Below are 24,501 nucleotides of genomic sequence, written 5' to 3' on the forward strand. Positions count from 1 at the left end.
CTGGGTCTCCTTAACCGCCGTGAACTTGCTTCAAGCGCAAGATCCGGACTTTGTTGGCGGTCAGTTCTTGGCGAATGCGCACCAACAGAACCCACACATAATATGTCTTAAACGCCACCGCCATGACGACGGCGGGAATCCACATCTCGGGCGGCATCGAAGGACCACCTTGTTTCATAAACGAGGACGTCTGGTGCAACGTGTTCCACCAATCGACCGAAAACTTAATGATCGGCAAATTCACCGCCCCCACCAGGGCGAGCACGGCAGAGGCTTTGGCCCCGCGGGTGCGATCATCAAATGCGCCTTGCAGCGCCATATAACCGATGTACAAAAACAGCAAAATCAACATGGAGGTGAGGCGCGCATCCCACACCCACCATGTGCCCCACATAGGTTTACCCCATAGGGAGCCTGTGGCCAGTGACAAAAACGTGAACGCCGCGCCGACCGGGGCTGTGGCCTTGGCGGCCACATCGGCCAGCGGGTGCTTCCAAATCAACGCCACCGCAGACGCAACGGCCATCGCCGCATAACAAAACATGCCCATCCACGCGGCGGGCACATGCACATACATGATGCGGATGCTTTCCCCTTGTTGGTAATCCGGTGGCGCTGTGAAGAACGCCATATAAAGGCCTGTGCCAAACAAAATGATGGTGAGGCCCGCCATCCACGGTTGGACGGCGGCGGCGATTTTTAAAAATCGCGTTGGGTTGGCGAAGCGATGCATAAGTCCCCTGATAATCTGACAAACGGTATACGTTTTTTTGTTTTCGCTTAATCTGACGCGGTCGGTTCTAGCCGTTTTCCTTCACAAGTGCCAGACTTTGCCCCCAAGTGATGGCGCAATTGTGGCGAATGTTGCACGTTTTGGTCTTATTCTAGGGCCTGTCTCAGCCCCGCTGCCGCCGCCCACGGCGTCAGCGCAAGAGCGCCCACCAAAAGTGCGGCCAAAAACACCAGGTGCGGGCGCACGCTCTGATCAAAAATGGCCGCATCCACCGCGGAAACGCCAAAAATCAAGATGGGAATGTACAGCGGCAACACCAGCAACGACAACAGCACACCGCCACGTCTGGAGCCCAAAATCAACGCCGCCCCCACGGCCCCGATCAAGCTCAACGTCGGCGTGCCCAGCAACAAGGCTGCGATCAGCACCAAAAAACCTTCAGACGGCAACTGCATCAACACCGCCAACAGCGGCGCCGTAACGATCAACGGCAAGCCCGTCGTCAGCCAGTGTGCGACCACCTTGGCCAAAACGGTGATTTCCAACGGCACCGGGGCCAGCGCCAAAAGCTCCAACGATCCGTCGTCATGATCGGTTTGAAACAGGCGTTCCAACGACAACATGCTCGACAACAGGGCCGCCACCCAGATGGTGCCCCCGGCGATTTTCGCCAAGGTGCTGGGTTCGGGACCGACGCCAAACGGAAACAACACCACCGCGATGATGAAAAAGGCCACCACCATGAGGCTGTCCATGCCTTGACGGAAGGCCAGCGCCAGATCGCGTTTGACGAGTTCTATAAATTTTCCCATGGCCGTTGCGCCCTATACCATCACATGTTCGTCAAGCGGCGCAGAACACGCAAAATTCGCCAGATTGAGGGTTTGCGAACCAGGGGTATCCACATCGGCGTGGGTCGACAACACCACCATGCCGCCCCCGTCCCGGTGGCGTTGGATGGCTGCCTCCAAGCGTTTGATGGTGGCCTTATCCAGCGCCGTGGTCGGTTCATCCAAAAGCCACAACGGGGCTGGTGCGGCAATAATGCGTGCCAAATTGACCCGGCGTTTTTGCCCGGCGGACAAAAACCGCCCCGGCACGTCATAAAGGTGTTTGATGTCGAAGACGTCCAGCGCACCCTGAATGGTGTCGTCGCCGCCACCACGCAAACGCGCCCAAAAACCGATGTTTTCCGCCGCCGTCAACACCGGCTTCACCGCGTCATGATGGCCTACGTAATGCAGGCGCGCGCCGTGAACGTCCATGTCATTCAGAGCATCTTCACCGTCCCACGTCATGGATCCCGACGCCGGTTGCAGCAATCCCGCCATCATGCGCAACAACGAAGACTTGCCCGACCCGTTGGGTCCAACCAACGTCAATGCCCCGCCCGCAGGCACGGTGAAGGTCAAGCCACGAAATACGGTGCGCTCGGAACGCACGCATACCAAATTGTCGCCGTTGAAATGAAAATCGAGAAATTGGCTCATAGTCGAATGTTTTTGTTCCCTGAAGATCGATTTTGGACCTTAAAGCATCCTTTCTCAATTACAAGCGAAGCCCTTGTCTGCATCTGCAAAAAAATCAGAAAAAAGGCCGGGTTCCTAAGAACCCGGCCAGTTGGTCAGCACTGCAAGTCATTTGGTGTTCCTCAAAACAAGGGCGGTTGGGAGGGGAGCCTTGTATGAGGAGTAATACATTTTACGTTTCGTTGGCACCTGTCTTCAGTCTTTATAGGAGCTGTATCACTTGACTACGGACGACTCGCTCTGGGGGGAGGGGGGATGAGCCGTCCGATGAGAGTATTTAAGCCTCTGAATGTGGTCGGATTATGTCACAATCAGGGAAATGTGATGATTTCTCCCCATTCACAAACCCTGTATTTCAATTAAGATACGCGCAAAATTGGGTGGTAAAATCACAAAAACCTACCCATAAGTGTTATATGGCTGTCGCGCATTTGGAAAACCGTGTATAAGGGCGCTCCATGCTGCACCGCAATATATGCGGTAAACCGCAGCCTCTTTGATAAACGACTTAATACGTTGAGGAGTCCCACATATGGCTGGACAAGATACACTTAAAACCCGCCGCACGCTTGAAGTGAACGGCAAATCTTATGACTATTTCAGCCTCAGCGCCGCCCAACAGGCTGGTCTGGGTGACGTCTCCAAACTCCCCTATTCCATCAAGGTCCTTGTTGAAAACCTGCTGCGTTTCGAAGACGGTCGCACGGTTTCCACGGACGATGTCAAAGCCGCCGCCGCGTGGGCTTCAGACGCCAAAGGCGGGCATGAAATCGCCTATCGCCCGGCGCGCGTTTTGATGCAAGATTTCACCGGTGTTCCGGCCGTGGTCGATTTGGCCGCCATGCGCGACGCGATTGTGTCAGTTAAAGGCGATCCGAAAAAAATCAACCCGCTGAGCCCGGTCGATCTGGTCATCGATCATTCGGTCATGATTGATTATTCCGGCACCGGCAACGCTTTGGAAAAGAACGAAGCGCTGGAATTTGAGCGCAATAAAGAACGCTATGAGTTCCTGCGTTGGGGCCAGCAAGCCTTCAACAACTTCCGCGTGGTGCCGCCGTCCACCGGCATCTGCCATCAGGTCAACCTTGAGCATTTGGCCCAAGTCGTGTGGACCAAAGACGAAGACGGAAAGACGGTCGCCTATCCCGACACCTTGGTCGGCACCGACAGCCACACCACCATGGTCAACGGCTTGGCTGTTTTGGGCTGGGGCGTGGGCGGCATCGAAGCCGAAGCGGCCATGTTGGGCCAGCCGGTATCCATGCTGATCCCCGAAGTGGTCGGCTTTAAACTGACGGGCGAAATGAACGAGGGCGTTACTGCCACCGATTTGGTGCTGCGCATCGTGCAAATGCTGCGTGAAAAAGGTGTGGTCGGCAAATTCGTCGAATTTTATGGCCCGGCACTGGATCATCTGAGTCTGCCCAACCGCGCCACCATCGCCAACATGGCCCCGGAATACGGTGCCACCTGCGGCATCTTCCCGATCGACGCGGAAACCATCAAATACTTAAAGCTCACCGCACGCGATGCGAATCGGGTCGCTTTGGTCGAAGCCTATGCAAAAGTCCAAGGCATGTGGCGCGACGGCTCCACCCCCGACCCGGTGTTCACATCCACGCTGGAGCTTGACATCACCACCGTCGAGCCGGCCATTTCCGGGCCCAAACGCCCACAAGACCGCATTGATCTGAAAAATGCCGCACCGGATTTTGTCAAAACCCTGAAAACCATGGCCGATGCGGATGCCCCGCGGGAAATCCCCGTCGCCGGCACCGATTACAAACTGCGCGACGGCGACGTGGTCATTGCCGCCATCACCAGCTGCACCAACACCTCGAACCCCGACGTGCTGATCGCCGCCGGTCTGGTGGCGCAAAAAGCCCGTGCTTTGGGCCTTCAGTCCAAACCGTGGGTGAAAACGTCTCTGGCCCCGGGGTCTCAGGTGGTTGGCGATTATCTCCGCGATGCAGGCCTGCAAGACAGCCTCGACGCCATGGGCTTCAACATTGCCGGCTTTGGCTGCACCACGTGTATCGGCAATTCCGGCCCCTTGGCGGAACCGATTGCCGCGGCCATTGCCGAAGGCGATTTGGTCGCCACCGCCGTGTTGTCGGGCAACCGCAACTTCGAAGGCCGCATCAGCCCGCACGTGAAGGCCAACTACCTGGCCTCGCCGCCGTTGGTGGTGGCTTACGCCATTGCCGGTTCCATGACCCGCGACATCATCAACGATCCGCTGGCCAAAGACAAAGACGGCAACCCGGTCTATCTCAAAGACATCTGGCCGACCAACGCAGAAATTGCAGCGGTGGTCGCAAAAGTCGTCACCGCCCAACTGTTCGCCACACGTTATGCTGATGTCTTCAAGGGCACCAAAGCGTGGCAAAACGTCCAATCCGCAACCGGGGAAACGTTTGCGTGGGACGCCAGTTCGACCTACATCCAAAACCCGCCGTTCTTCACCGATCTGGCCCCGGAACCCGACGATGTCACCGACATTCACGGCGCCAAGCTGTTGGCGGTGTTGGGTGATTCCATCACCACCGACCACATCTCGCCTGCGGGCAGTTTCAAACCGGAAACACCCGCTGGACAGTATCTGACCCAACACCAAGTCCGTCCCCAAGATTTTAACTCTTACGGATCAAGGCGTGGCAACCATGAGGTCATGATGCGCGGCACGTTTGCCAACATCCGCATCAAAAACGAATTGGCGCCCGGCACCGAAGGCGGTTTTTCCGTCTACAACGGCAAACAGACCTCCATGTACGACGCCGCCATGAAGCACATGGACGACGGTACGCCGTTGGTGGTTGTGGGCGGCAAACTGTACGGCAACGGCTCCAGCCGCGATTGGGCCGCCAAGGGCACCAAGCTGTTGGGCGTGAAAGCCGTGCTGGTGGAAAGCTATGAACGCATCCACCGTTCCAACTTGGTGGGCATGGGAATTTTGCCGCTTGAATTCAAAAATGGCCAAACCCGCGCCGACTTAAAGCTGGACGGTTCGGAAACGTTCGACATCACCGGCATCTCTGGCGGCATCAAACCGGGCCAAGACGTCGCCCTGAAAATCACCCGTGCTGACGGTTCCACCCAAGACGTCACTGCGAAATGCCGCATCGACACTTTGGATGAAGTCGAATACCACAGGCACGGCGGCATCCTCAGCTATGTGCTGCGCAACTTGAACAAGTCTTAAGTCGCTGAACAAAGTTCAAATCGGCACCCCTCGGCCTTTTCCCAGGCCGGGGGTTTTGCTATGGTGGTGCCATGAAACGCTTTAAAACCCATTTGACAGCTCTGATTGTCGGCGCGCTGAGCCTTGGCGCGACATCCGCCTATGCAGGCTACAAAGACGGCCTGATTTTGGTGCGCCAAGGCAAATGGGCCAAGGCCATCCGAGAGTTTACCGAACAAGCCGAAACGGGACATGCACAATCGCAATTCAGTTTGGGTCTGATTTACCACTTGGGTCGCGGTGTACCTAAGGACCTGAAAAAAGCTTATGAGCTTTACAAAAAATCCATGCTCCAAGACCACCCCCCGGCCCTCAACAACATCGGCATGATGTATTTGAACGGCGAATACGTGGATCGAAACTACGACGTCGCGTTCGCCCTCTTTTCCCGCGCCGCCGCCGATCACGCCCAATCCAAGGATAATATGGGACGGTGTTTTGAAAATGGCTGGGGCGTGGAAGCCGATCCGGAACAAGCCATCAACTTTTACCAATTGGCGGGAGACGAGGGCTTTAAGCTCGGCTATTACCACCTTGGCACATTGCATGAGGAAGGTCGCGGCGGCGCTGTCGTCAACGTGCCCGAAGCCCTGCACTGGTACGAAGTTGCCGGCGACAATCAATACGCCCAGGGCTACTTTCGCATCGCTGAAATCTACGAACAGGGCATCTTGGTCCCGCGCGACACCCCAAAATCCCTGAAATGGTATAACAAAGCAGCCGCATTGGACTATGCGCCGGCAATCGAAAAATTGGCCCTATTAAAGGCCCAAAAGTAATAAGGCGCACCCCCAATCGGAGGCGCGCCTTTGTTTTGCAGTGCTTAAATTCAGCCCTTACATGATGCAGTTTTTGGTGAAGTCTGCGGCTTCGTTTGTGCTCCAATCGCCTTTGGGCTTTTCTTTCATCTGGGTGCACCATTCGGGCGAACCAACGTCCGGCGAACACGCCGCAACACCCAAAGCAAACAGGGCCACAAAACCCAGGGCAGCAATTTGTTTCATCTTGGTCATACGTGTCTCCTCAAAGGATCAAAACTCGTTACCTAACGTCCCGTTTCAAAATTCATTAAAGGGCACGTTCCATGACAGATGCAAGCCGTTTGGCAAATGCAGCGGGGTCGGAAGGCACTTCACCTTCGGCAATGCGGGCTTGATCCAACAGCAAATGGGCCGCGTCCTTCAGCAAACCATCGTCGGCATCACTGCTGGCCCGTTCGGCTAATTTTTTGACAATGGCGTGGGTGGGGTTCAGCTCCAAAACCCGGGGCAAACCGCCTTGCATTTGACCATGACGCCGCAACAAGCGTTCCATGTTCACGTCGATATCGCCTTCGTCCGCGACCAGGCAAACAGGACTTTCGGTCAAACGCTTGGACGGACGAATATCTTTCACGCTCGCGCCCAGCTCCAGCTTAAACGCCGCGATCAAGGTATCGAGCGCGGGAGCATCTTCGGCTTTTTTATCCGCGTCCGCATCCGCACTGTCATCAGACTTCACACCGTCCAAATCCGCGGAACCGCGGGTCACGGACTTAAAGGGTTTGTCTTCGAACTGGGTGATGTGCTGCATCCAGAATTCATCGACCGGATCGGTCAACATCAACACTTCAACACCTTTGGCCTTGAACCCCTCCAAATGCGGAGAGGTGGCGATTTGCGAGGCGTCTTCACCGGTGATGTAATAAATGGCTTCCTGGCCTTCTTTCATGCGCTCCACATAGGCGCTGAGGCTGGTGAGTTCTTCGGCTTTTGTCGAGTGGAACCGCGCCAACGCCAACAGTTTGTCGCGCATGGTGAAGTCATCGACCAAGCCTTCTTTCAGCACCACGCCGAAGTTTTCCCAAAACTGGGCGTAATCTTCGGGGGCTTTTTCGGCTTTTTTCGCCAGCTCGGCCAAAACCTTCTTCACCAAACCGTTGCGAATTTTGGCCAGCTTCGGGTCCGTTTGCAGCATTTCGCGCGAAATGTTCAGCGACAGGTCTTCGGAATCCACCACGCCCCGTAAAAACCGCAGATACGGTGGCAACAAGCCTTCGGCTTGTTCGGTGATGAACACCCGGTTCACATACAATTTCACGTGGCCTTTGCGTTCTGGGTCGAACAAATCAAAAGGCCGCATGGACGGAATGAACAACAGGTTCGTGTAGCTGACCACGCCTTCGATGCGGTTGTGCATGGTGATCCACGGATCGTCAAAGGCATGGGCGGAATGGTGGTAAAATTCTTTGTACTGCTCCGCCGTCACATCCTTGACCGGACGGGTCCAGATGGCCGAGGCTTCATTGAGCGTTTTGCCGCCTTCACTATCAGTAAGGGTCACCGGAAAACCAATGTGGTCGGAATAGGTTTTCACCACGTGGGTGACGCGCGACGCGTCCAAAAATTCCTTGGCGTCCTTTTTCAGGTGCAACACCACCTGGGTGCCGCGCTCACTGCGTTCCGCGCTTTCGATGGTGTATTCACCCTTGCCGTCGGACACCCATAGCCAGCTTTCTTTCTCTCCAGCTTTGCGGGTGGTGACTTCGACTTTATCCGAAACCATGAACGCGGAATAAAAGCCGACCCCGAACTGGCCGATAAGGCCCATATTCTTTTTGTCGTCTTTGCCCAGCTGTTCGATAAACGCCCCGGTGCCCGAACTGGCGATGGTGCCCAGCGTGGCCAGCAAATCGTCGTGATTCATGCCGATGCCGTTGTCCGAAACCGTAATGGTTTTGGCTTTTTCATCGATGGCGAGGCTGATTTTAAAGTCCTGGTCGCCTTCGATGAGCGACGGCGACGTCAACGCCATGTGTCGCAGCTTGTCGCAGGCGTCCGAGGCGTTTGAAATGAGTTCGCGCAAGAAAATTTCGCGATTGGAATAAAGCGAGCCTGCGACGATATCCAGCAAACGGCTGACTTCAGTTTGAAAAGTGAATGTTTCCTTGCTCATGACGTATATCGGTTCCCTCAAAGTTATGCACAAAAGATGCGCCCTTAGACCCGCGTGATATGGTCGAAATGCGCCCCGGGCGCAACCCTATAGGGGTTAATTTTGGCAAAAATTTACAGCTTCGGACTCGCAGTGAGCGTCGCCTGGCAGTATACTGAATGGTGAGGTCTGAAACGTTTGTCCCAGACCCCAAATTCCAACACACATGGGGAGAGCGATTATGCAAGTACCCGTTCAAGTCAGTTTTCATGGATGCGATCATTCCGACGCCATCCAGAGCTTGATTTTAGACAGAATCGATAAAATTGAGGCCAAATACGGCCGTTTCACCCATTGCCGTGTGGTTGTGGAATTGCCCCACAAATCCCCGACGCAGGGCAAGTTGTTCCATATCAACATCGATATGGGCGTACCCGGTTCCGGCGATATCGTGCACCATGACCGTGGCCAAAACCCAGCGCATGAAGACGTCCACGTGGCGTTGCGCGATGCCTTTGGCGCGGTCGAAAACCAATTGGATAAGGTGCTCACAAAACGCCGTGACGAACAGCGCAAAGCCGTGTCATGACGCTCATGACCCTTTCGCGTGGCCCATCCTTTTTGTGGGCGACGGTGAAAGCTCTACTTTACCCGCTGGAAAACGTGGAAAAAGTAGGCTAAGACTGCGCCCATGCAAATAGATACGTCCCGCGCGCGCGCGCCACTCAGCGCTGTATTGGGTCCCACCAATACCGGCAAGACCCACCTAGCGATGGAGCGTATGCTCGCTCATGGCTCGGGCGTCATTGGCTTTCCCTTGCGCTTGCTGGCGCGGGAAAATTATGACCGTGCGGTCAAGGAAAAGGGCGTAAGCCAAGTTGCCTTGGTCACTGGCGAGGAAAAAATCGTTCCCGCCCATGCGCGCTATTATCTCACCACCGTCGAAAGCATGCCTACCGACCGGACCTTTGACTTCGTCGCCATTGACGAAATTCAAATGTGTGCCGATGCGGATCGCGGGCACATCTTCACGGACCGCTTGCTGAACTACCGCGGCACCCAGGAAACCATGTTTTTGGGCGCGGAAACCATCCGCGGGGTGATCCAGGCGCTGGTCCCGGAAACGGAATTTCACACCCGCCCACGGTTATCCACATTGCGCTATACGGGTTACAAAAAGCTCACGCGTCTGAAACCGCGCAGCTGCATCGTCGCGTTTTCCGCAAACGACGTGTATTCCATCGCCGAGCTGATCCGTCGCCAATCGGGCGGTGCCGCCATTGTTATGGGGGCGCTCAGCCCCCGCACCCGCAATGCCCAGGTCGACATGTTCCAATCGGGCGAAGTCGATTTTCTGGTCGCCACCGATGCGGTGGGCATGGGCCTGAATATGGACGTCGATCACGTGGCGCTGGCGGCGACGCGCAAATTTGACGGCCGCATCATGCGTGATTTGCAGCCCTCCGAACTGGCGCAAATCGCCGGGCGCGCCGGGCGGCACATGAACGACGGCAGCTTTGGCACCACCGGCGAAGTCACCGGATTGGGCGCCAGCGCCGTTGAAGCCGTTGAAAACCATACCTTCGCGCCATTGCCGTTTGTCTATTGGCGCAACAGCGATTTGGCTTTTGGCTCGCTCAAAAAACTTAAATCGTCTTTGGCGGAACGCCCCGAACACGCCGCCTTGCGCCGTGCACGCGAAGCCGATGACGAACGTATGCTCGACACCTTGATGACCAACGACGCCGTGATGGCGACGGCCACCACGGCTGATTCCGTGAAGTTGCTGTGGGAAGTGGCGCGAATTCCCGATTTCCGGCAAATTCAAACCGACGAGCATCCCCAATTGCTGGCCCGCATCTATGAACAATTGACCAGCTCTGAGGCGCGCATTTCGTCCGATTGGATATCTGAACGGGTCAAACGCATTCACAATCTGGACGGCGACATCGATACCTTGATGGCGCGCATCGCCGCCATCCGCACCTGGACCTTCGTCGCCCATCAAAGCGGCTGGCTGGGTGAACCACAGCATTGGCAAGAACAAACCCGCGCCATCGAAGACGGCCTGTCGGATGCCCTGCACGAACGCCTCACCCAACGCTTTGTCGACAAACGCACCAGCCAACTGGTGAAAACGTTGAAGGACGACGTGCCCTTGGCCACCGCGCTACACGACGACGGCGCGCTTGAAGTCGAAGGCCATCATCTGGGCCAGCTCAGCGGGTTCCGCTTTGTCGCCACCGAAAGCGACACCTCGCTGGCGGCCAAAGTGCTCGATTCCGCCGCCGGAAAGGCGCTCCGGGGCAAAATTGCGGATCGTATTTCCATGTTTGAAGCGGACGCCGACGGCGCCTTCACGTTCAGCGCGGACGGGCGCATCAACTGGCGCGGCGAGCCCGTAGCACGCTTCGTCAAAGGTGCTGAAATGCTCCACCCGCGCATCAGCGTGCTGACCAGCGACTTGTTGGAGTTTGAACAAAAAGAACGCATCGAAGCGCGCCTGCAAACCTGGGCCAATGATTTGGTCCGCGATCGTTTGGGCCTGTTGTTGGCAGCCCGCGAAGCGCCCCTGCAAGGGGTGGCACGCGGTTTGGTGTTTCAACTCACCGAATGCTTGGGTGCCCTGCCCCGCCATGAGGCCGAGAGCGAGATCAAAGCGCTCACCAAAGAAGACCGCCACGAGCTGCGCCGCTTCGGCATTCGCATCGGCCGGCACCTGATCTATATCCCCACCCTGTTGCGCCCGGCTGCGGCGGAATTGTCGGTGTTGTTGTGGGGTGTGTTTGAAGACAGCGATCCCTTGCTGCCCCCGCCGCCTGCGGGCCGGGTGTCCTTGCGCCGCGAAAAGCACGAGCCCGAAGGCTGGCTACGCGCGGCGGGCTTTCGTCCGGCGGGCACCTTGTTTGTCCGTGCCGACATGCTCGAACGCTTAGCCGAAATGGCGTGGAAACGTCTTGAAGCCGCAAAGGGACCGTTTGAAGGCAATGAAGAGTTTTTGTCTCTGGCGGGCTGTAGTGCCGCCGATCTGGCCGGTATTTTGTCCAGCCTGGGTTTTCAGGCCGACAAGGATGGCAAGTGGGTGCCAAAATCATGGCGCAATCGCGCCGGCAATCGCGCCAAGAAAGTCCAGCCTGCAGCGATGCCCCAAGCGCCGCAAAATCAGGCTCCACAAAGGCAAGCCCCACAGCCAGCTTTGTCGGCATCTGCGTCGCCTGGTGCTGTTCCCTTGTCTCCGACCGAGGGGCTTGGTGCAAAGCCGACGCAAAAGCGCCGCCCGCCCAAGCGCTTCAAAAAACGCGAAACCACGCCTCATCACACCTCCCAGCAGGCTGCTAAGCAAAAAGACCAGCATTCTGGCCGCCCCCGCGCAGCGGGCATCGACCCAGACAATCCGTTCGCAAAGCTGATGGAACTTAAATTCAAGTCATAACGGATCAAGTTGTTGCGGATATGACAGACACTATAGCGGAAGGACCGATCCGCATCGACAAATGGCTCTGGCATGCACGGTTTTTCAAAAGCCGCACGCTGGCGGGCAAGTTTTGCCAAGGCGCGCATGTGCGCCTCAATGACAAGCTGATTTCCAAGGCCCACGTGATGGTGGGACCGGGTGACGTGTTGACGTTTGCCAAGGAACATCTGGTCAAGGTCGTGCAAATCAAGTCTGTCGGCACCCGCCGCGGCCCGGCACCCGAGGCCCGGACGCTCTATTCAGACTTAAGTCCGCCGCCCCCTGAAAAAACCGCGCGGCCCTTTGCCCCCGCCAGGCCCGCTCTGCGTGACGCTGGATCGGGTCGCCCAACCAAGGCGCAACGCCGCGCCATTGACCGCCTGCAAAACCTGGACTGAACGTCCTTAAGGAATCCGCCCGATGGAACTGTTGCTCAACTCCGAAACCTGGATCAGCCTGTTGACGCTGGTGGCGCTGGAAGCCGTACTCGGCATTGATAATTTGGTGTTCATTGCCCTTTTGGTCGACCGTGTAGAAAAATCAAAGCAAGTTGTGGCGCGCCGCCTGGGCATCGCCATGGCGTTGATCACGCGGCTTTTGCTGCTGTTTACACTGGCGTGGATTGCAGGCCTCACCGCCCCGCTGTTCACAGCATTCGGCCAAGACATTTCATGGCGCGACATTATCTTGATCGCTGGCGGACTGTTTTTGCTGACCAAGGCAACCCGTGAAATTCACGACAACATTGAAGACGCCGGCGAACACGAACCGACCATCAAGGCTGTGCATTCGCTGTTGGCCGTGGTGGTGCAAATCGCCCTCATCGACATTATATTTTCACTCGACAGCGTGGTCACCGCCGTGGGTATGGTTGATGAAGTGGCCATCATGGCGTCTGCCATCATCATCGCTGTGATGATCATGTTGTGGGCGTCGGGGCCGCTGTCGGCGTTTGTCTCTGAGCACCCGACGGTGAAAATGCTGGCGATGAGCTTTTTGTTGCTGGTGGGCATGACCTTGATCGCCGACGGCTTCGGCCTGCACATCCCCAAGGGCTACCTCTACTTTGCCATGGGGTTTTCCATTTCAGTCGAAGCGCTCAACATCACGGTCTCCAATCGCCGCAAACGCGCTCGGCAAACACCAAATGAATAAAGGACCCACCCCATGATGAACCGCCTGAAAAAATTGTTCACCAGCGCCCAATCCCAACAGCCTTTGGCGCAAGACGAGCTGAAACTGGCGGCGGCGGCGCTGCTGGTCGAAGCAGCCGTCATGGACGGTACCTTCGATGATGCGGAACGCACGGTCGTCACGCGGTTGCTCACGGAACGCTTCGCGCTTGACGCCGAAGAGGTCCAAGAGCTGCTCAGCCAAGCCGAAGCGACCATCGCCAACGCAAATGAGCTCTATACCCTGACCCGCACCGTTAAAGACAACTTTGAACATCCTGAACGCATCGGTCTGATTGAAATGCTGTGGGAGGTCGTCTATGCCGACGGCAAGCTCGACGACTATGAATCCAACCTGGTGCGCCGACTGGCCGGATTGCTGTACGTGTCAGACCGAGAAAGCGGCGAGGCGCGAAAACGAATCTTGGACAAAATAGCCCTAAAAGAATAAGGGTTTTATTAACCTTGAGCACGTCCCCCAAATCGCGTAAACAATGCGCAAAATATTGATTTAGACCCGGAGTCTTAAAATGACCTACGTTGTCGTCGAAAATTGCATCAAGTGCAAATACCAAGATTGTGTTGAAGTCTGCCCCGTGGATTGCTTCTACGAAGGGGAAAATTTCCTCGTCATCAATCCCGACGAATGTATCGATTGTGGTGTCTGCGAACCGGAATGCCCGGCCGAAGCCATTTTGCCCGATACCGAGCCCAATCTCGAAAAATGGATTGAGCTTAACACCAAGTATGCCGAACTGTGGCCGAACATCACCCGCAAGGGCGATGCACTTGCCGATGCCAAAGACTGGGACGGTAAGCCCGGTAAGCTGGCGATGCTGAGCGAAAAGCCCGGCGAAGGCAACTGAGCAAAATTTTAGCTTTTTAAGCCCAAAATCAGCACCCTTTTCGGTAAAACCTGCCGAAAAGGGTGTAATTTTCGTTAATTTTGTGTTATGCTTGCGCAGAGCTGGTCCCCTGGGCCAGTTTTACTTTGTTCGAATCGACACGCCCTGACGCGTCGAGGTCCGAATGAGCAGCGGCACAAGAGTTTGGACCCGATTTTGGACCTGATGAGGACCAATGTGGCGCGATAGCCCCACACCCCTAAACCAACCGCATGATGGACGCACGGCATCGGCTGTGGGTCTTCTTTTTACGGTTTGTTTTACGGCTCCAGCCCTTGGGCACAAACATATGCGCGTCACGCGCTTAAACACGATCGATCCAGAAGGCGACAAATGGCAGATAAATTGATGTTTAATACCGGCGACTTCGTGGTCTACCCGACTCACGGCGTTGGCAAGGTTCTCGGCGTGGAAAAACAGGAAATTGCGGGTCACCCGCTGAAGCTGTTCGTGATTTCTTTTGAAAGCGAACGCATGACCCTGCGTGTACCCGTTGGGAAAGTAAATGAAGCGGGCCTGCGCAAGCTGAGCTCCAAAAAGATTATGGACGGCGCTTTGAGCACGTTGAAGGGTCGCGCCCGGGTCAAACGCACCATGTGGAGCCGTCGCGCCCAAGAATACGAAGCCAAGATCAATTCCGGCGATCCGATTTCCATCGCCGAAGTGGTGCGCGACCTGCACCGCAACGCCGATCAACCGGACCAGTCGTTCTCTGAACGCCAGATCTACGAGCAAGCGCTCGAACGTCTGGCCAGTGAAGTGGCGGCGGTCGAAAAGATCGACATGGACAAAGCCCAGTTGAAACTGGAAAAGCTGCTCACGGCTGCTTAATCCCAGGCGCATAGTCCAAGCCCAAACAAAACAGAAAACCGGAGCAATCGATCAGATTGCTCCGGTTTTCTTGTTGTCGGTGCAGCCTATTTCACCACCTTAACCCGCGTGCCCGCCACCAGCGGGTCGTTGGGGCCGATGCCGTTGAGCGCTTCAAACCATTCACTTTTATACGCATCCACCGCCATGGACGCGCTTAAATCTTTAAACGTCTGGCCTTTACCCACTTCGACCACCCGGATGTATTTGGGCTGCACGGCGTTGGCCTCTGCACGGCTGAGCGGGCGGAAGCTATAAGTGGTCAAACGATACGGCACGTTGAGGCGCGGCGTATCGGCGCTTTTCGACACAAACTGAAACCGCCAATAGCGCGTTGCATCTTGTTCGATGAGGATGCGTTGAACGTCCAGGATGCCTGCATTGGTGCTGACCCTGGCCGAGCCGCTCTCGGCGCTCATGCCATTGACGGTGATGGCATGGACGTCCCCCATGGTGACATCGGTACTCCAGGCTTTGGTCAAATACCCCGCCATTCCGCCCGTGTCGCGCACCTCTTTGGCCGAAGCATGGGCAAACTTAATCGAATTTCCGTCCTTGTCCGTGGCCAGCACCAAATCAGGGGTGTTTTTAATCGTGAACCCATCGGGCACATCAAACCGAAAGCGCATTTTGGGGTGGATAAAGGCATTGCCCTGCACAACCCCTTCGTCAACATCTTGACCAAACACCAAACCGTCGACTTGAGCCAGATAGCGCGCGGCATCGCGTCGGGCGGGTGCTGCGGCCCCCTTTACGATCCCGTTTTTGTCCGCCAACTTGATGGCTTGCTCAATGCGATCTGCGGTGCGCGGGTGGGTGGCGAGAAGATTGTTCTTTTCCGCCGCATTGGCATCCCCGGCCTTCAAGCCTTCAATGCGCTGTTGGGCGCGCAGCTTTTCAAAAAAGCTGACCATCGCTTGAGGATCATAGCCCGCACGCGTCAGGTAGCGCACGCCCAGCATATCACTTTCCAATTCTTGATCGCGTGAATAACTTTTTAAGGCCAATTCGGCGCCGACGGCGGCAATGTTTTCAATGCCGCCCACGCCGGCCACGCTGCTCAACACGCCGAGCACTTGAATGCCGATGTTGGTGGCGGCAGTGGCGCTGTAACGTTGCGCGGTGTGGCGCGCCGTAACGTGGCCGATCTCGTGACTTAAAACCCCCGCCAATTCGGCTTCGTCACTGGCCAAGGCCAACAACCCGCGGGTGACGTACACATACCCCCCCGGCAAGGCAAAGGCGTTGACATCCGTATCGTTCACCACCGTAAACGTCCACGTCAGATCCGGGCGCTCAGATAAGGCCGCAAGCTTTTGCCCGACCTCGTTCACATACGCCTGCCAATCGTCTTGGGTATACGCCCCGCCAAATTGTTCCAGCATTTTTGGATGCTCATCGGCACCCACTTGAGCTTCTTTTTGCGGCGACATCAGCCCCGTAAAGCTTTGTTTGCCGGTGGCGGGATTGACCGAGCACGCCCCCAACATCAACAGGGCGGGCACAAGCGGCAGCCATTTGCAGGCGGACAGGAGGGTTTTGTTTTTCATCGTCAAAATATAAGCGCAATGTATTCGGCTGTCACCTTGCGATGGGGTCCTTCTTGTCTTCCAGAATTTCCAGGCGTTCGGGGTGGTCCAACTCTATCATCGGACCATTTTGCGATTTGATCCAACCGCGAACCCGCACCCGTTTGCCCTTTAAAGCCAACAGCTCAATGCCCGCCTCGGCAAACAACTTGGCGTCGCGCGCACTCACTTTAACGGTAAAGTCGCTGCGCCAATTTTTGCCAAAATTGACGTAAACGGTGTTTTTCACCTGGGCCGTATCCAGAACCCGGCCTTCGACAATTTGAAACGTGCCCATGTCCGCTGCTAAGGTGTAGGGCGTGCGCACCATATAATGCACCAGCGCCCATATGCCCACTTGAGCGCTTCGGGCTTGGCGCTCAAAGGCCAGCAATTCAGCCGCTAACACCCGATTGTCGGGAAAGGTGTACACCCGCGCCAAGCCGCGCTTGAGCAGTTCGCCTTGCAGCCAGACGCTATCCGTTTGGCGCGTTACATGGGCCAGCACCCGGCCGTGACGGTCTTGGGGGGCAGGCGCAAAATACAGGTGGACATCTTGGTCCAACACCAAGTCTTCGGCGCCACGCTTGGCCTCAATGGCCAACGGCCAGTCTTTAAAATTGGCGCGACCCAACGCCAGTTTTGGAGCCTGAATGCCCACCAAGCGGACTTGTCGACCGTCTGTTAAGACCACCGTGTCGCCATCCACAACGCGGCTCACCCGCGCCAGTCCACCGTCTTGAAGCGTTTCGGGGCCCAAGGCCCAAGCGCTTGCCGAGCACAGGACGGCGAAGAGGACGATCAATCTCAACACAGGAACCATAAACAGTCCTTCATCTCGCATTAGCTGTGTGTTCATATGTTCCCAAAAGCGGTTAAGCCGTATACTAAACGGACCCATCGCCAACAACAACGCCCCAACACTGCCCTAAACTGGATACTTCGCCCATGGACAGCGCCCCCAATTTTGGTCTTTATCCGCCTATCCAACCGCACACGACGGCCATGCTGGATGTGGGTAACGGCCACAGCGTATATTACGAAGTGTCCGGCAACCCGTTAGGGATTCCGGTCGTTTTTGTTCACGGCGGACCGGGAGCCGGCAGCGTGGCGACCCAACGGCAATATTTTAACCCCGAAAAATACTGCATCGTGCTGTTTGATCAGCGCGGCGCCGGACGGTCAATTCCTTATGCCAGCATTTCCCATAACACCACCGATCATTTGGTCGAAGATATGGAAATGCTGCGCGGGCACTTAAACATTGATCAATGGCTGGTGGCCGGTGGGTCGTGGGGGGCGACCTTGGCGCTGGCCTATGGCACCCGCCATCCCAAGTCGTGTTTAGGGTTTATTTTACGGGGCATTTTTTTGGGCACTCAAAACGAAGTCGATTGGTTTTTGGGCGGCATGGGAACTTTTTTTCCCGAACATTTTGCGGCTTTTTCAGACCAAGTGGGGGGGCGCACAGGGACAGACTTGTTCGAGACCTATTGCGAGCGCCTGTTCAGCCCTGAGCCCAACATCCATTTGCCCGCCGCCCGGGCGTGGGCACGTTATGAAAGCCTGTGCTCAACGTTGCTGCCTCAAGCACGTTCCGGTGGCGTATTTCAAAGCAGCCCTGCATTTAATCATTATGCCCTGACCTTGGCGCGCATTGAGGCGCATTATTTTAAGCACAACATGTTCTTGCGTGAAGGCGAACTGTTGGCGCGGGTCAATGCCATCGCCCATCTGCCCGCCATCATCGTGCAAGGTCGATATGACGTGGTTTGCCCCATCAAAACCGCCCATGCCCTGCATCTGGCGTGGCCCAATTCAGAACTTGCCGTGGTCCCGGACGCCGGGCATTCCGGCATGGAGCCCGGTATCGCCCGCGCCCTTGTTCAAGCCGCAGACACCATGGCCGTGAATTTGGCTTAAGGACCATCGATTCAAACGCATTGATTTTTGCGCTTATTTCCCGTTAAATGCGGCCTCGAACTCGGGAAGGGACAAACTCATGACTGCCGTTAAAAAATCCGTCGCCACACTGCTGACGCTGAGCGTCACCCTGGGTGTATCCTTTTTCGCCATTCCAGCCTTCACAGCCCCGGCCCAGGCCGCCGACGATCCCGCCTTTTTATCTTTTGGTGCAGGTAGTTACGATTGGAACCGGCAAAAAGATCAAGGCGTTGAAGTGCGCATGGAATACCGCCATGACAAAAAGCTGCTCGGCTTGTTCAAACCGTTTGCCGCTTTGGCGGTTTCCAAGAATGACAGCACCCAAACGTTTATTGGTGCAGGCATTTTGATGGATGTTTATCTGGGTAAGCGCATTGTCATCACCCCCAGTTTTGCCCCGCATTATTACAACGGCGGCAATGCAAAACTGGATCTGGACTACCCCTTGGAATTCCGCTCCCAGATCGAAGCCGCGTATCGCTTTGACGATCGTTCACGCCTTGGCATATCCGTATCGCACTATTCCAATGCCTCGTTGGGGAAAACCAACCCGGGCACGGAATCGGCTTTGCTGTATTATTCCATCCCCGTCGATTTCTTCCATTGATCCTTTAAGTCAGCTTTTTTCGCCCGAAAACCCCTTGCGCATAAGTTGCGCTTGACTGTTTCCGTGTGCCCGGGCATCTTTCAACCGTTCAGTTAAACCAAATGGTTAAAACATGCTCACAAAACCTTCCCGCACCATGCCGTCCACCGACGACATCTTGGACGTCGCCGCCGCCGTATTCGCCGAAATGGGCTATGCCGGGGCGCGCGTTGATGAAATCGCCAAGGCCGCGAACGTCAACAAGGCGACCTTGTATTATCGCATCGGTGACAAGGACGCGCTTTATGAAGCGATCTTAAAACGCATGTTCGCCGCCAAAGTCGCGAACATGGAACACATGCTCAAGACCTTTGATGACGCCGAAGATCGAGTCCGCGCCTTTGCTGCCGTATTGGTCGATGACGAACATCCAGAACACTTTAGCGCCATCATGTTGCGTGAAATCGCCAACGGCGGGCGCAATTTGCCCGACAGCATCCTGCCTTTCATGAGCCGCTTGATCGGCGTGTTGGAACAGACCTTGGCCGATGGCGTTGCCCAAGGTCGGTTTAAGCCGGTCAATCCGTTTATGATCCATATGATTTTGGTGGGGGCGTGCACGCTATACGCGACCAACGGCCCCATCCGCCGCCGGGTTGCCAAAATAACGGCGCATGACTCATGGCTGAACGCCGAACTGCCCATTTCCCAAGTTGCCCGTGCCATCGCCGAGATGCTGCTGGGCGGCATCCGATCATCTTAACGCTCAACACGAAAGACATTCCCATGGTTCAGACCATCCGCCTACGGATCGAAAAGGGTTTTGCCGCCTACGGCCACTTCATCACACGCCGCGCATGGATCGTGTTGGTTGTGACATTGGCGCTGGTGGGGGGGCTGGGCTCCAACATTCCCAAAATCGTCATGGACACGGCAACGGATAGTTTTTTGCACAAGACGGACCCGGCCCTGCTGACCTACAACGCCTTTCGCGATCAGTTTGGCCGGGACGAGTTGGTGATCGTCGCCATCGAAACCGATGATGTGTTCACGCCTGTGTTTATGGACAAATTGAAAAAGCTCCACACCGAGTTGAAAAACAACACCCCACACCTGGACGACATCACCAGTCTTGTCAACGCCCGCAACACCTACGGACGCGGCGAAGACTTGATCGTCGAAGACTTGTTCGAAGATTGGCCCCAGGACCAGACAGCCTTTGAAGCCAAGCGCCAACGTGCATACAGCAACCCCTTGTTTAAAAACACGCTGCTGTCCGAAGACCACCACATCACCTCCATCATCATTCGTACCGATGCCTACACCAGCGCAGGCATCAAGGAAGACGCGTTGGGCGGTTTCGACGATGCAGATGCGCCGACAGACACGCCCAAAACGAAACGCGCCTTTTTGTCGGATGCTGAAAACTCCGAACTGGTGTTAAAAGTCGAACAGATCGCTTACAGCTATGACGCGCCGAACTTCAAGGTTTACGTGTCCGGATCGCCCGTGGTGGCGGATGCTTTGAAAAAATCCATGCAAACCAATATGAAGCGTTTTACCCTGATGGGTCTGCTGATCATCGCAGCCGTATTGTTGCTGATGTTCCGCCGTGTGTCGGGTGTTGTGCTGCCGTTGATCGTGGTCATTTTATCGGTCATCGGCACCTTGGGGATGCTGCCGCTGAGCGGGCGCGCCTTCACCTTGCCAATGCAAATTTTACCGTCCTTTTTGTTGGCGGTGGGTGTGGGGGCATCGGTGCATTTGTTGGCGATCTTCTTTCGCCATGTTCAGCACGGCAACGCCAAACATGACAGCGTGGTCTATGCCCTGGGCCACTCGGGGCTGCCCATCGTTATGACATCGCTGACAACTGCCGCAGGTCTGGCATCATTTGCCGGCGCAGAAGTTGCTCCCATTGCCGATCTGGGCGTCATCGCCTCTTTGGGTATTTTGCTGTCGTTGCTTTTGAACCTGACGCTATTGCCGGCCGCCCTCAGTCTCTTGCCGCTTAAGGCCAAATCCAGCACACGGGCGCATAAGCGTCATGACCGCATGGATGCGCTGCTGCGCACCATCGCCGATTTTTCCACGGCTCGGGCGTGGCCGGTCATCATCGTCAGTGGTGTGCTATTGCTGATTTCAATCGCGGGCATCACGCAGCTTCATTTTTCCCATCAACCCTTCAAATGGCTGCCGATGTCTGAACCTTCGCGCTTGGCCCTTGACCTGATTGACGAGCGTTTGAAAGGGGCCAGCTCCCTTGAAGTGATCGTCGACACCAAGCAGGTCAACGGCCTCTATGATCCAACAATCATGGCCGGATTGGACAAGCTGAGTGGTGTCATCGAAGCGCTCAAAACGGATTTTATTTCCGTTGGCAAGACCCTGTCGTTGGCTGACATTTTAAAAGAATCAAACCGCGCCTTGCATGCCAATGATGAGGCTTTTTACAGCATTCCGGATGACCGTGATTTGATCGCACAAGAACTGTTCTTGTTTGAAAATTCAGGCTCAGACGATATGGAAGATTTCGTCGACAGCCAATTTCAAATGGCCCGCTTCACCGCCAAAATGCCATGGGCCGATTCCGTTTATCTGCAAGACATCAACGACACCGTGACCGCAAAATTTAGGGAAGTGTTGGGCGATGACGTGGACATTACGGTCACCGGCATGAACGCTCTGTTGGGCCGCACCATGCAAGCGACCATCTATTCCATGGGCCAAAGTTACATCATTGCGGGAGGCGTGATCACGTTGATGATGATTGCTTTTCTCGGCAGCATCCGCCTTGGCTTGGTGAGCATGATCCCCAACTTGGCCCCCATCGTGATCACCTTGGGCATCATGGGCTGGGTGGGCGTGCCGCTGGATTTATTCACCATGCTGATCGGGTCCATCGCAATCGGTCTGGCGGTCGATGACACCATTCACTTCATGCACAATTATCGACGTATCCACCACGACACCGGCAGCGTGAATACCGCTGTACGCGAAACCTTGTTGGGGGCCGGACGCGCCATGTTGGTGACATCAATCGTATTGTCGACAGGCTTTTTCATCTACTTGCTGTCCACTTTACAAAACCTCATCAACTTCGGCTGGCTGACCGGCACGACCATCATCTTGGCGCTGCTGGCGGACATCTTCTTGGCACCCGCCCTGATGAAGGTTTTGGACAAAGCCCACATGATTCCCGACGACAAAGATTTTTAGGAACGGAGAGAGTTTGATGAAAACCGCAACAGTTCTTTTCAGCGCCTTGGTGTTTAGCTTTTATGCGTTTGATTCAGGGGCCGCTGACCTCACGGCCCGCGAAATCATGCAAAAAGTGGATGACCGCGACGATGGTGACAATCGCATTTCTGAAATGAAAATGGTACTGATCGATAAAAACGGGGACACCCGCACGCGCAAAATCAAAACCTTTGCCAAAGATCTGATCACCGACAAGGGCGAAGAAGACCGCCGCACCATCATGTTCTTTTTGGAACCTGCCGACGTCAAGGACACCGGCTTTCTGACTTATGATTTTGACGCGTATGACAAAGACGATGATCAATGGCTGTTCTTACCCGCGCTGAAAAAAACCAAACGCATTGCCAGCACCGATAAATCCGGCAGCTTCATGGGATCTGACTTCAACTATTCCGACATGACGCGCAAAAATCTCGATGCCTATGAGTATAAGATTCTCAAAGAAGACGAAGTGCGCGGTGCCAAAACTTGGGTGATCGAAGCCCAGCCCAAAACCCAAGAAGAGATCGATCAAAGCGGTTACAAAAAATCGGTTGTGTTCGTGCGCCAAGATAATTTTGTCGTCGTGCGTGCCGTGCACTGGACCGATATCGGCGATAAGCTCAAATACTTGGACGTGACCGGATTGGAATTGATGGACGGTGTGTGGACCACCACAGCCATGACCATGACCACCAAGAAAAACAAACTCACCGAACACAAAACCGAATTGACCTTTTACAACATTCTTTACAACCAGGGCTTGGACGACGCCATGTTCAATTTACGCCGCCTCGAAAAAGGTCTGTAAGTTTTGCAAAAGCCATTTTCTCATCTTCTTGTGCTGCTGTGCATGGCGCTCGCGTTGCCCGCAAACGCCTGGGCTCAAGATGTGCTTGACGATGTGCTTGATGGTTTTGACAAGGCCCCCAAAACTGTCCCGACGGACGACCCTTTGGAAGGTTTTGATGAACCGTCTTCGTCAACATCGGCGACGGAACATTCTGTCGCGTCGCCGTGGTCTGTGTCGGGCAGCATGTTATTTTCGGCGGCCTATGATTACACCCAAAATACACCAACGGCGGGCAGCTCCGACAAACGCGGACTGAGCCGCGCGCGTCCCAAAGCCAACCTTAAAATCAAAGGTAACCTGCCCGACCAATTTTCCCTTCCGGTGCGCGTGTTGGGCGAAGCGTCCGTCGCCCACGATTTTGTGTACGCCGTGCATGGCCGTGGGGATTATAACGCGACGGTTCTCAATTCCTTCGAGCGCGATATCAATCTTGGAGAACTCTACGCCAGCGCTCAATTGGGAAACGGGTTCGAAATCACCGCCGGGCGTCAAACCATCGTCTGGGGCACGTCTGAAAATCTGCGTGTGGTGGACGTCATCAATCCTTTGGATCGACGCGAACTGGGTATGGTCGATATCGAAGACGTCCGTCTGCCGTTGGCGATGGTGCGCGCCGATTATACCGCCGGACCGTGGAGCGCCAGCGCCTTGGTCATCCCCCACATCCGCTTTAACAAAACCGCACCGTCTTACAGCCCTTACGACACCGCCAATGGGGCAGCTCCACAAAACGATGTGCCTTCGGGTGGCCTCAACAATACTGAGTTGGCCGCCCGCCTCAAGGGCACCTTTTCGGGCTGGGACTTGTCCCTGCACGCGGCCAACCTCTATGACGACAACGGCCACAAAGAAACGGTGAACGGCGCCACCCGCATCCGCCATGAGCGGGTAAATATGGTGGGCATCTCGGGGGACATTGCGTTGGGAAACTGGTTGGTGAGGGGCGAAGCCGCCAGCTTTTCCGGCCTGCAAACCTTGGGCGTTCCGGGCCAGGATTTTACCCGCCACGATATCTTGGCCGGTGTCGACTACACGGGCCTATCTGACGCCTCCATGAGCTTCGAAGTCGTGAACCGCCACCTTGTTGATTGGAGCCCGGCGCTGATTGGGGAAGGTTTAAAGAGGAATTCGCAAGAATACGCGCTGCGCTATTCCGGCGACTATATGCACGACCGTGTCCACTTAACGGCGCTCACCACCCGCATTTCGCCACTCACCAAAGGCGGTGGATTTTCACGGGCCTCCATCGAATATGATGTGCAAGACGCGCTCAGCATCACGGGCGGCATAACGCTCTATCACGACGGCACCCGCGCACCCTTTAAGGGGCTCGGCGACAACGACCGCATATTCGTCGAAATCAAACAAAGCTTTTAGGCTTGTTGAGCGCCGCAAAATAATCGCCCAAGCCGCCCGGATGATCTTTTCCCCCGCGCAAAATATGCTATAAGCCACCCGTACACGCGGATTTCCGCCCCACACCGAAGCGC

22 protein-coding genes are annotated in these 24,501 nt (G+C 55.7%); 15 read left to right on the top strand and 7 right to left on the bottom strand.

Going from position 1 to position 24,501, the window contains the following annotated elements; genetic code table 11:
- Nucleotides 1-10: 10 nt before the first annotated feature.
- The 3 genes from BEN30_RS00655 to ccmA form a co-directional block, all read right to left on the bottom strand.
- Nucleotides 11-733: a heme ABC transporter permease gene (locus BEN30_RS00655; RefSeq protein WP_069956401.1), complete on the bottom strand. Its 723-nt coding sequence runs from the start codon at nt 731-733 to the stop codon at nt 11-13.
- 146 nt (nt 734-879) lie between these two features.
- On the bottom strand, nt 880-1,545 hold the full coding sequence (gene ccmB / locus BEN30_RS00660; protein WP_069956402.1) for a heme exporter protein CcmB: 666 nt from the start codon (nt 1,543-1,545) through the stop codon (nt 880-882).
- Nucleotides 1,546-1,557: 12 nt separating this feature from the next.
- Nucleotides 1,558-2,223: a heme ABC exporter ATP-binding protein CcmA gene (gene ccmA / locus BEN30_RS00665; protein WP_069956403.1), complete on the bottom strand. Its 666-nt coding sequence runs from the start codon at nt 2,221-2,223 to the stop codon at nt 1,558-1,560.
- Between the two features lie 571 nt (nt 2,224-2,794).
- Here ccmA and acnA point away from each other — a divergent pair.
- Both acnA and BEN30_RS00675 read left to right on the top strand, forming a co-directional pair.
- Nucleotides 2,795-5,467, top strand: coding sequence for an aconitate hydratase AcnA (gene acnA / locus BEN30_RS00670; protein ID WP_069956404.1), 2,673 nt, complete (start codon nt 2,795-2,797; stop codon nt 5,465-5,467).
- Nucleotides 5,468-5,538: 71 nt separating this feature from the next.
- On the top strand, nt 5,539-6,285 hold the full coding sequence (locus BEN30_RS00675; protein WP_069956405.1) for a tetratricopeptide repeat protein: 747 nt from the start codon (nt 5,539-5,541) through the stop codon (nt 6,283-6,285).
- A gap of 57 nt (nt 6,286-6,342) precedes the next feature.
- Here the strand turns inward: BEN30_RS00675 and BEN30_RS17625 are convergent, their stop codons facing one another.
- Nucleotides 6,343-6,519 carry a DUF3012 domain-containing protein gene (locus BEN30_RS17625; RefSeq protein WP_084004868.1) on the bottom strand — a complete coding sequence of 59 codons (177 nt, stop codon included), beginning with the start codon at nt 6,517-6,519 and terminating at the stop codon, nt 6,343-6,345.
- A gap of 55 nt (nt 6,520-6,574) precedes the next feature.
- A complete protein-coding gene (gene htpG / locus BEN30_RS00680) occupies nt 6,575-8,440 on the bottom strand; it encodes a molecular chaperone HtpG (protein WP_069956406.1) in 1,866 nt (621 codons plus the stop codon).
- A 220-nt stretch (nt 8,441-8,660) separates the two neighbouring features.
- Between htpG and BEN30_RS00685 the strand changes: the two genes are divergently transcribed.
- From BEN30_RS00685 to BEN30_RS00715, 7 genes are all read left to right on the top strand, one after another.
- Nucleotides 8,661-9,008, top strand: a complete 348-nt coding sequence (locus tag BEN30_RS00685) for an HPF/RaiA family ribosome-associated protein (RefSeq protein WP_069956407.1) — start codon at nt 8,661-8,663, stop codon at nt 9,006-9,008.
- A 102-nt stretch (nt 9,009-9,110) separates the two neighbouring features.
- On the top strand, nt 9,111-11,852 hold the full coding sequence (locus tag BEN30_RS00690; protein ID WP_069956408.1) for a helicase-related protein: 2,742 nt from the start codon (nt 9,111-9,113) through the stop codon (nt 11,850-11,852).
- 20 nt (nt 11,853-11,872) lie between these two features.
- A complete protein-coding gene (locus BEN30_RS00695; protein WP_069956409.1) occupies nt 11,873-12,271 on the top strand; it encodes an RNA-binding S4 domain-containing protein in 399 nt (132 codons plus the stop codon).
- Nucleotides 12,272-12,293: 22 nt separating this feature from the next.
- On the top strand, nt 12,294-13,028 hold the full coding sequence (locus tag BEN30_RS00700) for a TerC family protein (protein WP_069956410.1): 735 nt from the start codon (nt 12,294-12,296) through the stop codon (nt 13,026-13,028).
- A 12-nt stretch (nt 13,029-13,040) separates the two neighbouring features.
- Entirely contained in the window at nt 13,041-13,496 is a 456-nt protein-coding gene (locus tag BEN30_RS00705; RefSeq protein ID WP_069956411.1) for a tellurite resistance TerB family protein, read from the top strand.
- 79 nt (nt 13,497-13,575) lie between these two features.
- On the top strand, nt 13,576-13,911 hold the full coding sequence (gene fdxA / locus BEN30_RS00710; RefSeq protein ID WP_069956412.1) for a ferredoxin FdxA: 336 nt from the start codon (nt 13,576-13,578) through the stop codon (nt 13,909-13,911).
- Nucleotides 13,912-14,283: 372 nt separating this feature from the next.
- Nucleotides 14,284-14,781, top strand: coding sequence for a CarD family transcriptional regulator (locus BEN30_RS00715; protein WP_069956413.1), 498 nt, complete (start codon nt 14,284-14,286; stop codon nt 14,779-14,781).
- A gap of 86 nt (nt 14,782-14,867) precedes the next feature.
- Here the strand turns inward: BEN30_RS00715 and BEN30_RS00720 are convergent, their stop codons facing one another.
- Both BEN30_RS00720 and BEN30_RS00725 read right to left on the bottom strand, forming a co-directional pair.
- A complete protein-coding gene (locus BEN30_RS00720) occupies nt 14,868-16,370 on the bottom strand; it encodes a M48 family metalloprotease (protein ID WP_069956414.1) in 1,503 nt (500 codons plus the stop codon).
- Nucleotides 16,371-16,401: 31 nt separating this feature from the next.
- Nucleotides 16,402-17,211, bottom strand: coding sequence for a thermonuclease family protein (locus BEN30_RS00725; protein ID WP_069956436.1), 810 nt, complete (start codon nt 17,209-17,211; stop codon nt 16,402-16,404).
- A gap of 125 nt (nt 17,212-17,336) precedes the next feature.
- On the opposite strand from BEN30_RS00725, the gene pip reads away from it, so the two are divergent.
- The 6 genes from pip (at nt 17,337) to BEN30_RS00755 (ending at nt 24,388) form a co-directional block, all read left to right on the top strand.
- The gene (pip, locus tag BEN30_RS00730; protein ID WP_069956415.1) at nt 17,337-18,311 is read left to right on the top strand and encodes a prolyl aminopeptidase; all 975 of its coding nucleotides are present in this window, start codon (nt 17,337-17,339) and stop codon (nt 18,309-18,311) included.
- A gap of 79 nt (nt 18,312-18,390) precedes the next feature.
- Nucleotides 18,391-18,939, top strand: coding sequence for an acyloxyacyl hydrolase (locus BEN30_RS00735; protein ID WP_069956416.1), 549 nt, complete (start codon nt 18,391-18,393; stop codon nt 18,937-18,939).
- Nucleotides 18,940-19,051: 112 nt separating this feature from the next.
- Nucleotides 19,052-19,681 (top strand): TetR/AcrR family transcriptional regulator, encoded by a 630-nt coding sequence (locus BEN30_RS00740; protein ID WP_069956417.1) that lies wholly within the window; start codon nt 19,052-19,054, stop codon nt 19,679-19,681.
- Between the two features lie 23 nt (nt 19,682-19,704).
- Entirely contained in the window at nt 19,705-22,137 is a 2,433-nt protein-coding gene (locus tag BEN30_RS00745; RefSeq protein WP_069956418.1) for an efflux RND transporter permease subunit, read from the top strand.
- A 16-nt stretch (nt 22,138-22,153) separates the two neighbouring features.
- Nucleotides 22,154-22,969, top strand: a complete 816-nt coding sequence (locus BEN30_RS00750) for an outer membrane lipoprotein-sorting protein (RefSeq protein ID WP_069956419.1) — start codon at nt 22,154-22,156, stop codon at nt 22,967-22,969.
- A 3-nt stretch (nt 22,970-22,972) separates the two neighbouring features.
- A complete protein-coding gene (locus BEN30_RS00755; RefSeq protein ID WP_170826916.1) occupies nt 22,973-24,388 on the top strand; it encodes a DUF1302 family protein in 1,416 nt (471 codons plus the stop codon).
- Nucleotides 24,389-24,501: the final 113 nt, after the last annotated feature.

Source organism: Magnetovibrio blakemorei (assembly GCF_001746755.1).
Lineage (GTDB): Bacteria > Pseudomonadota > Alphaproteobacteria > Rhodospirillales > Magnetovibrionaceae > Magnetovibrio > Magnetovibrio blakemorei.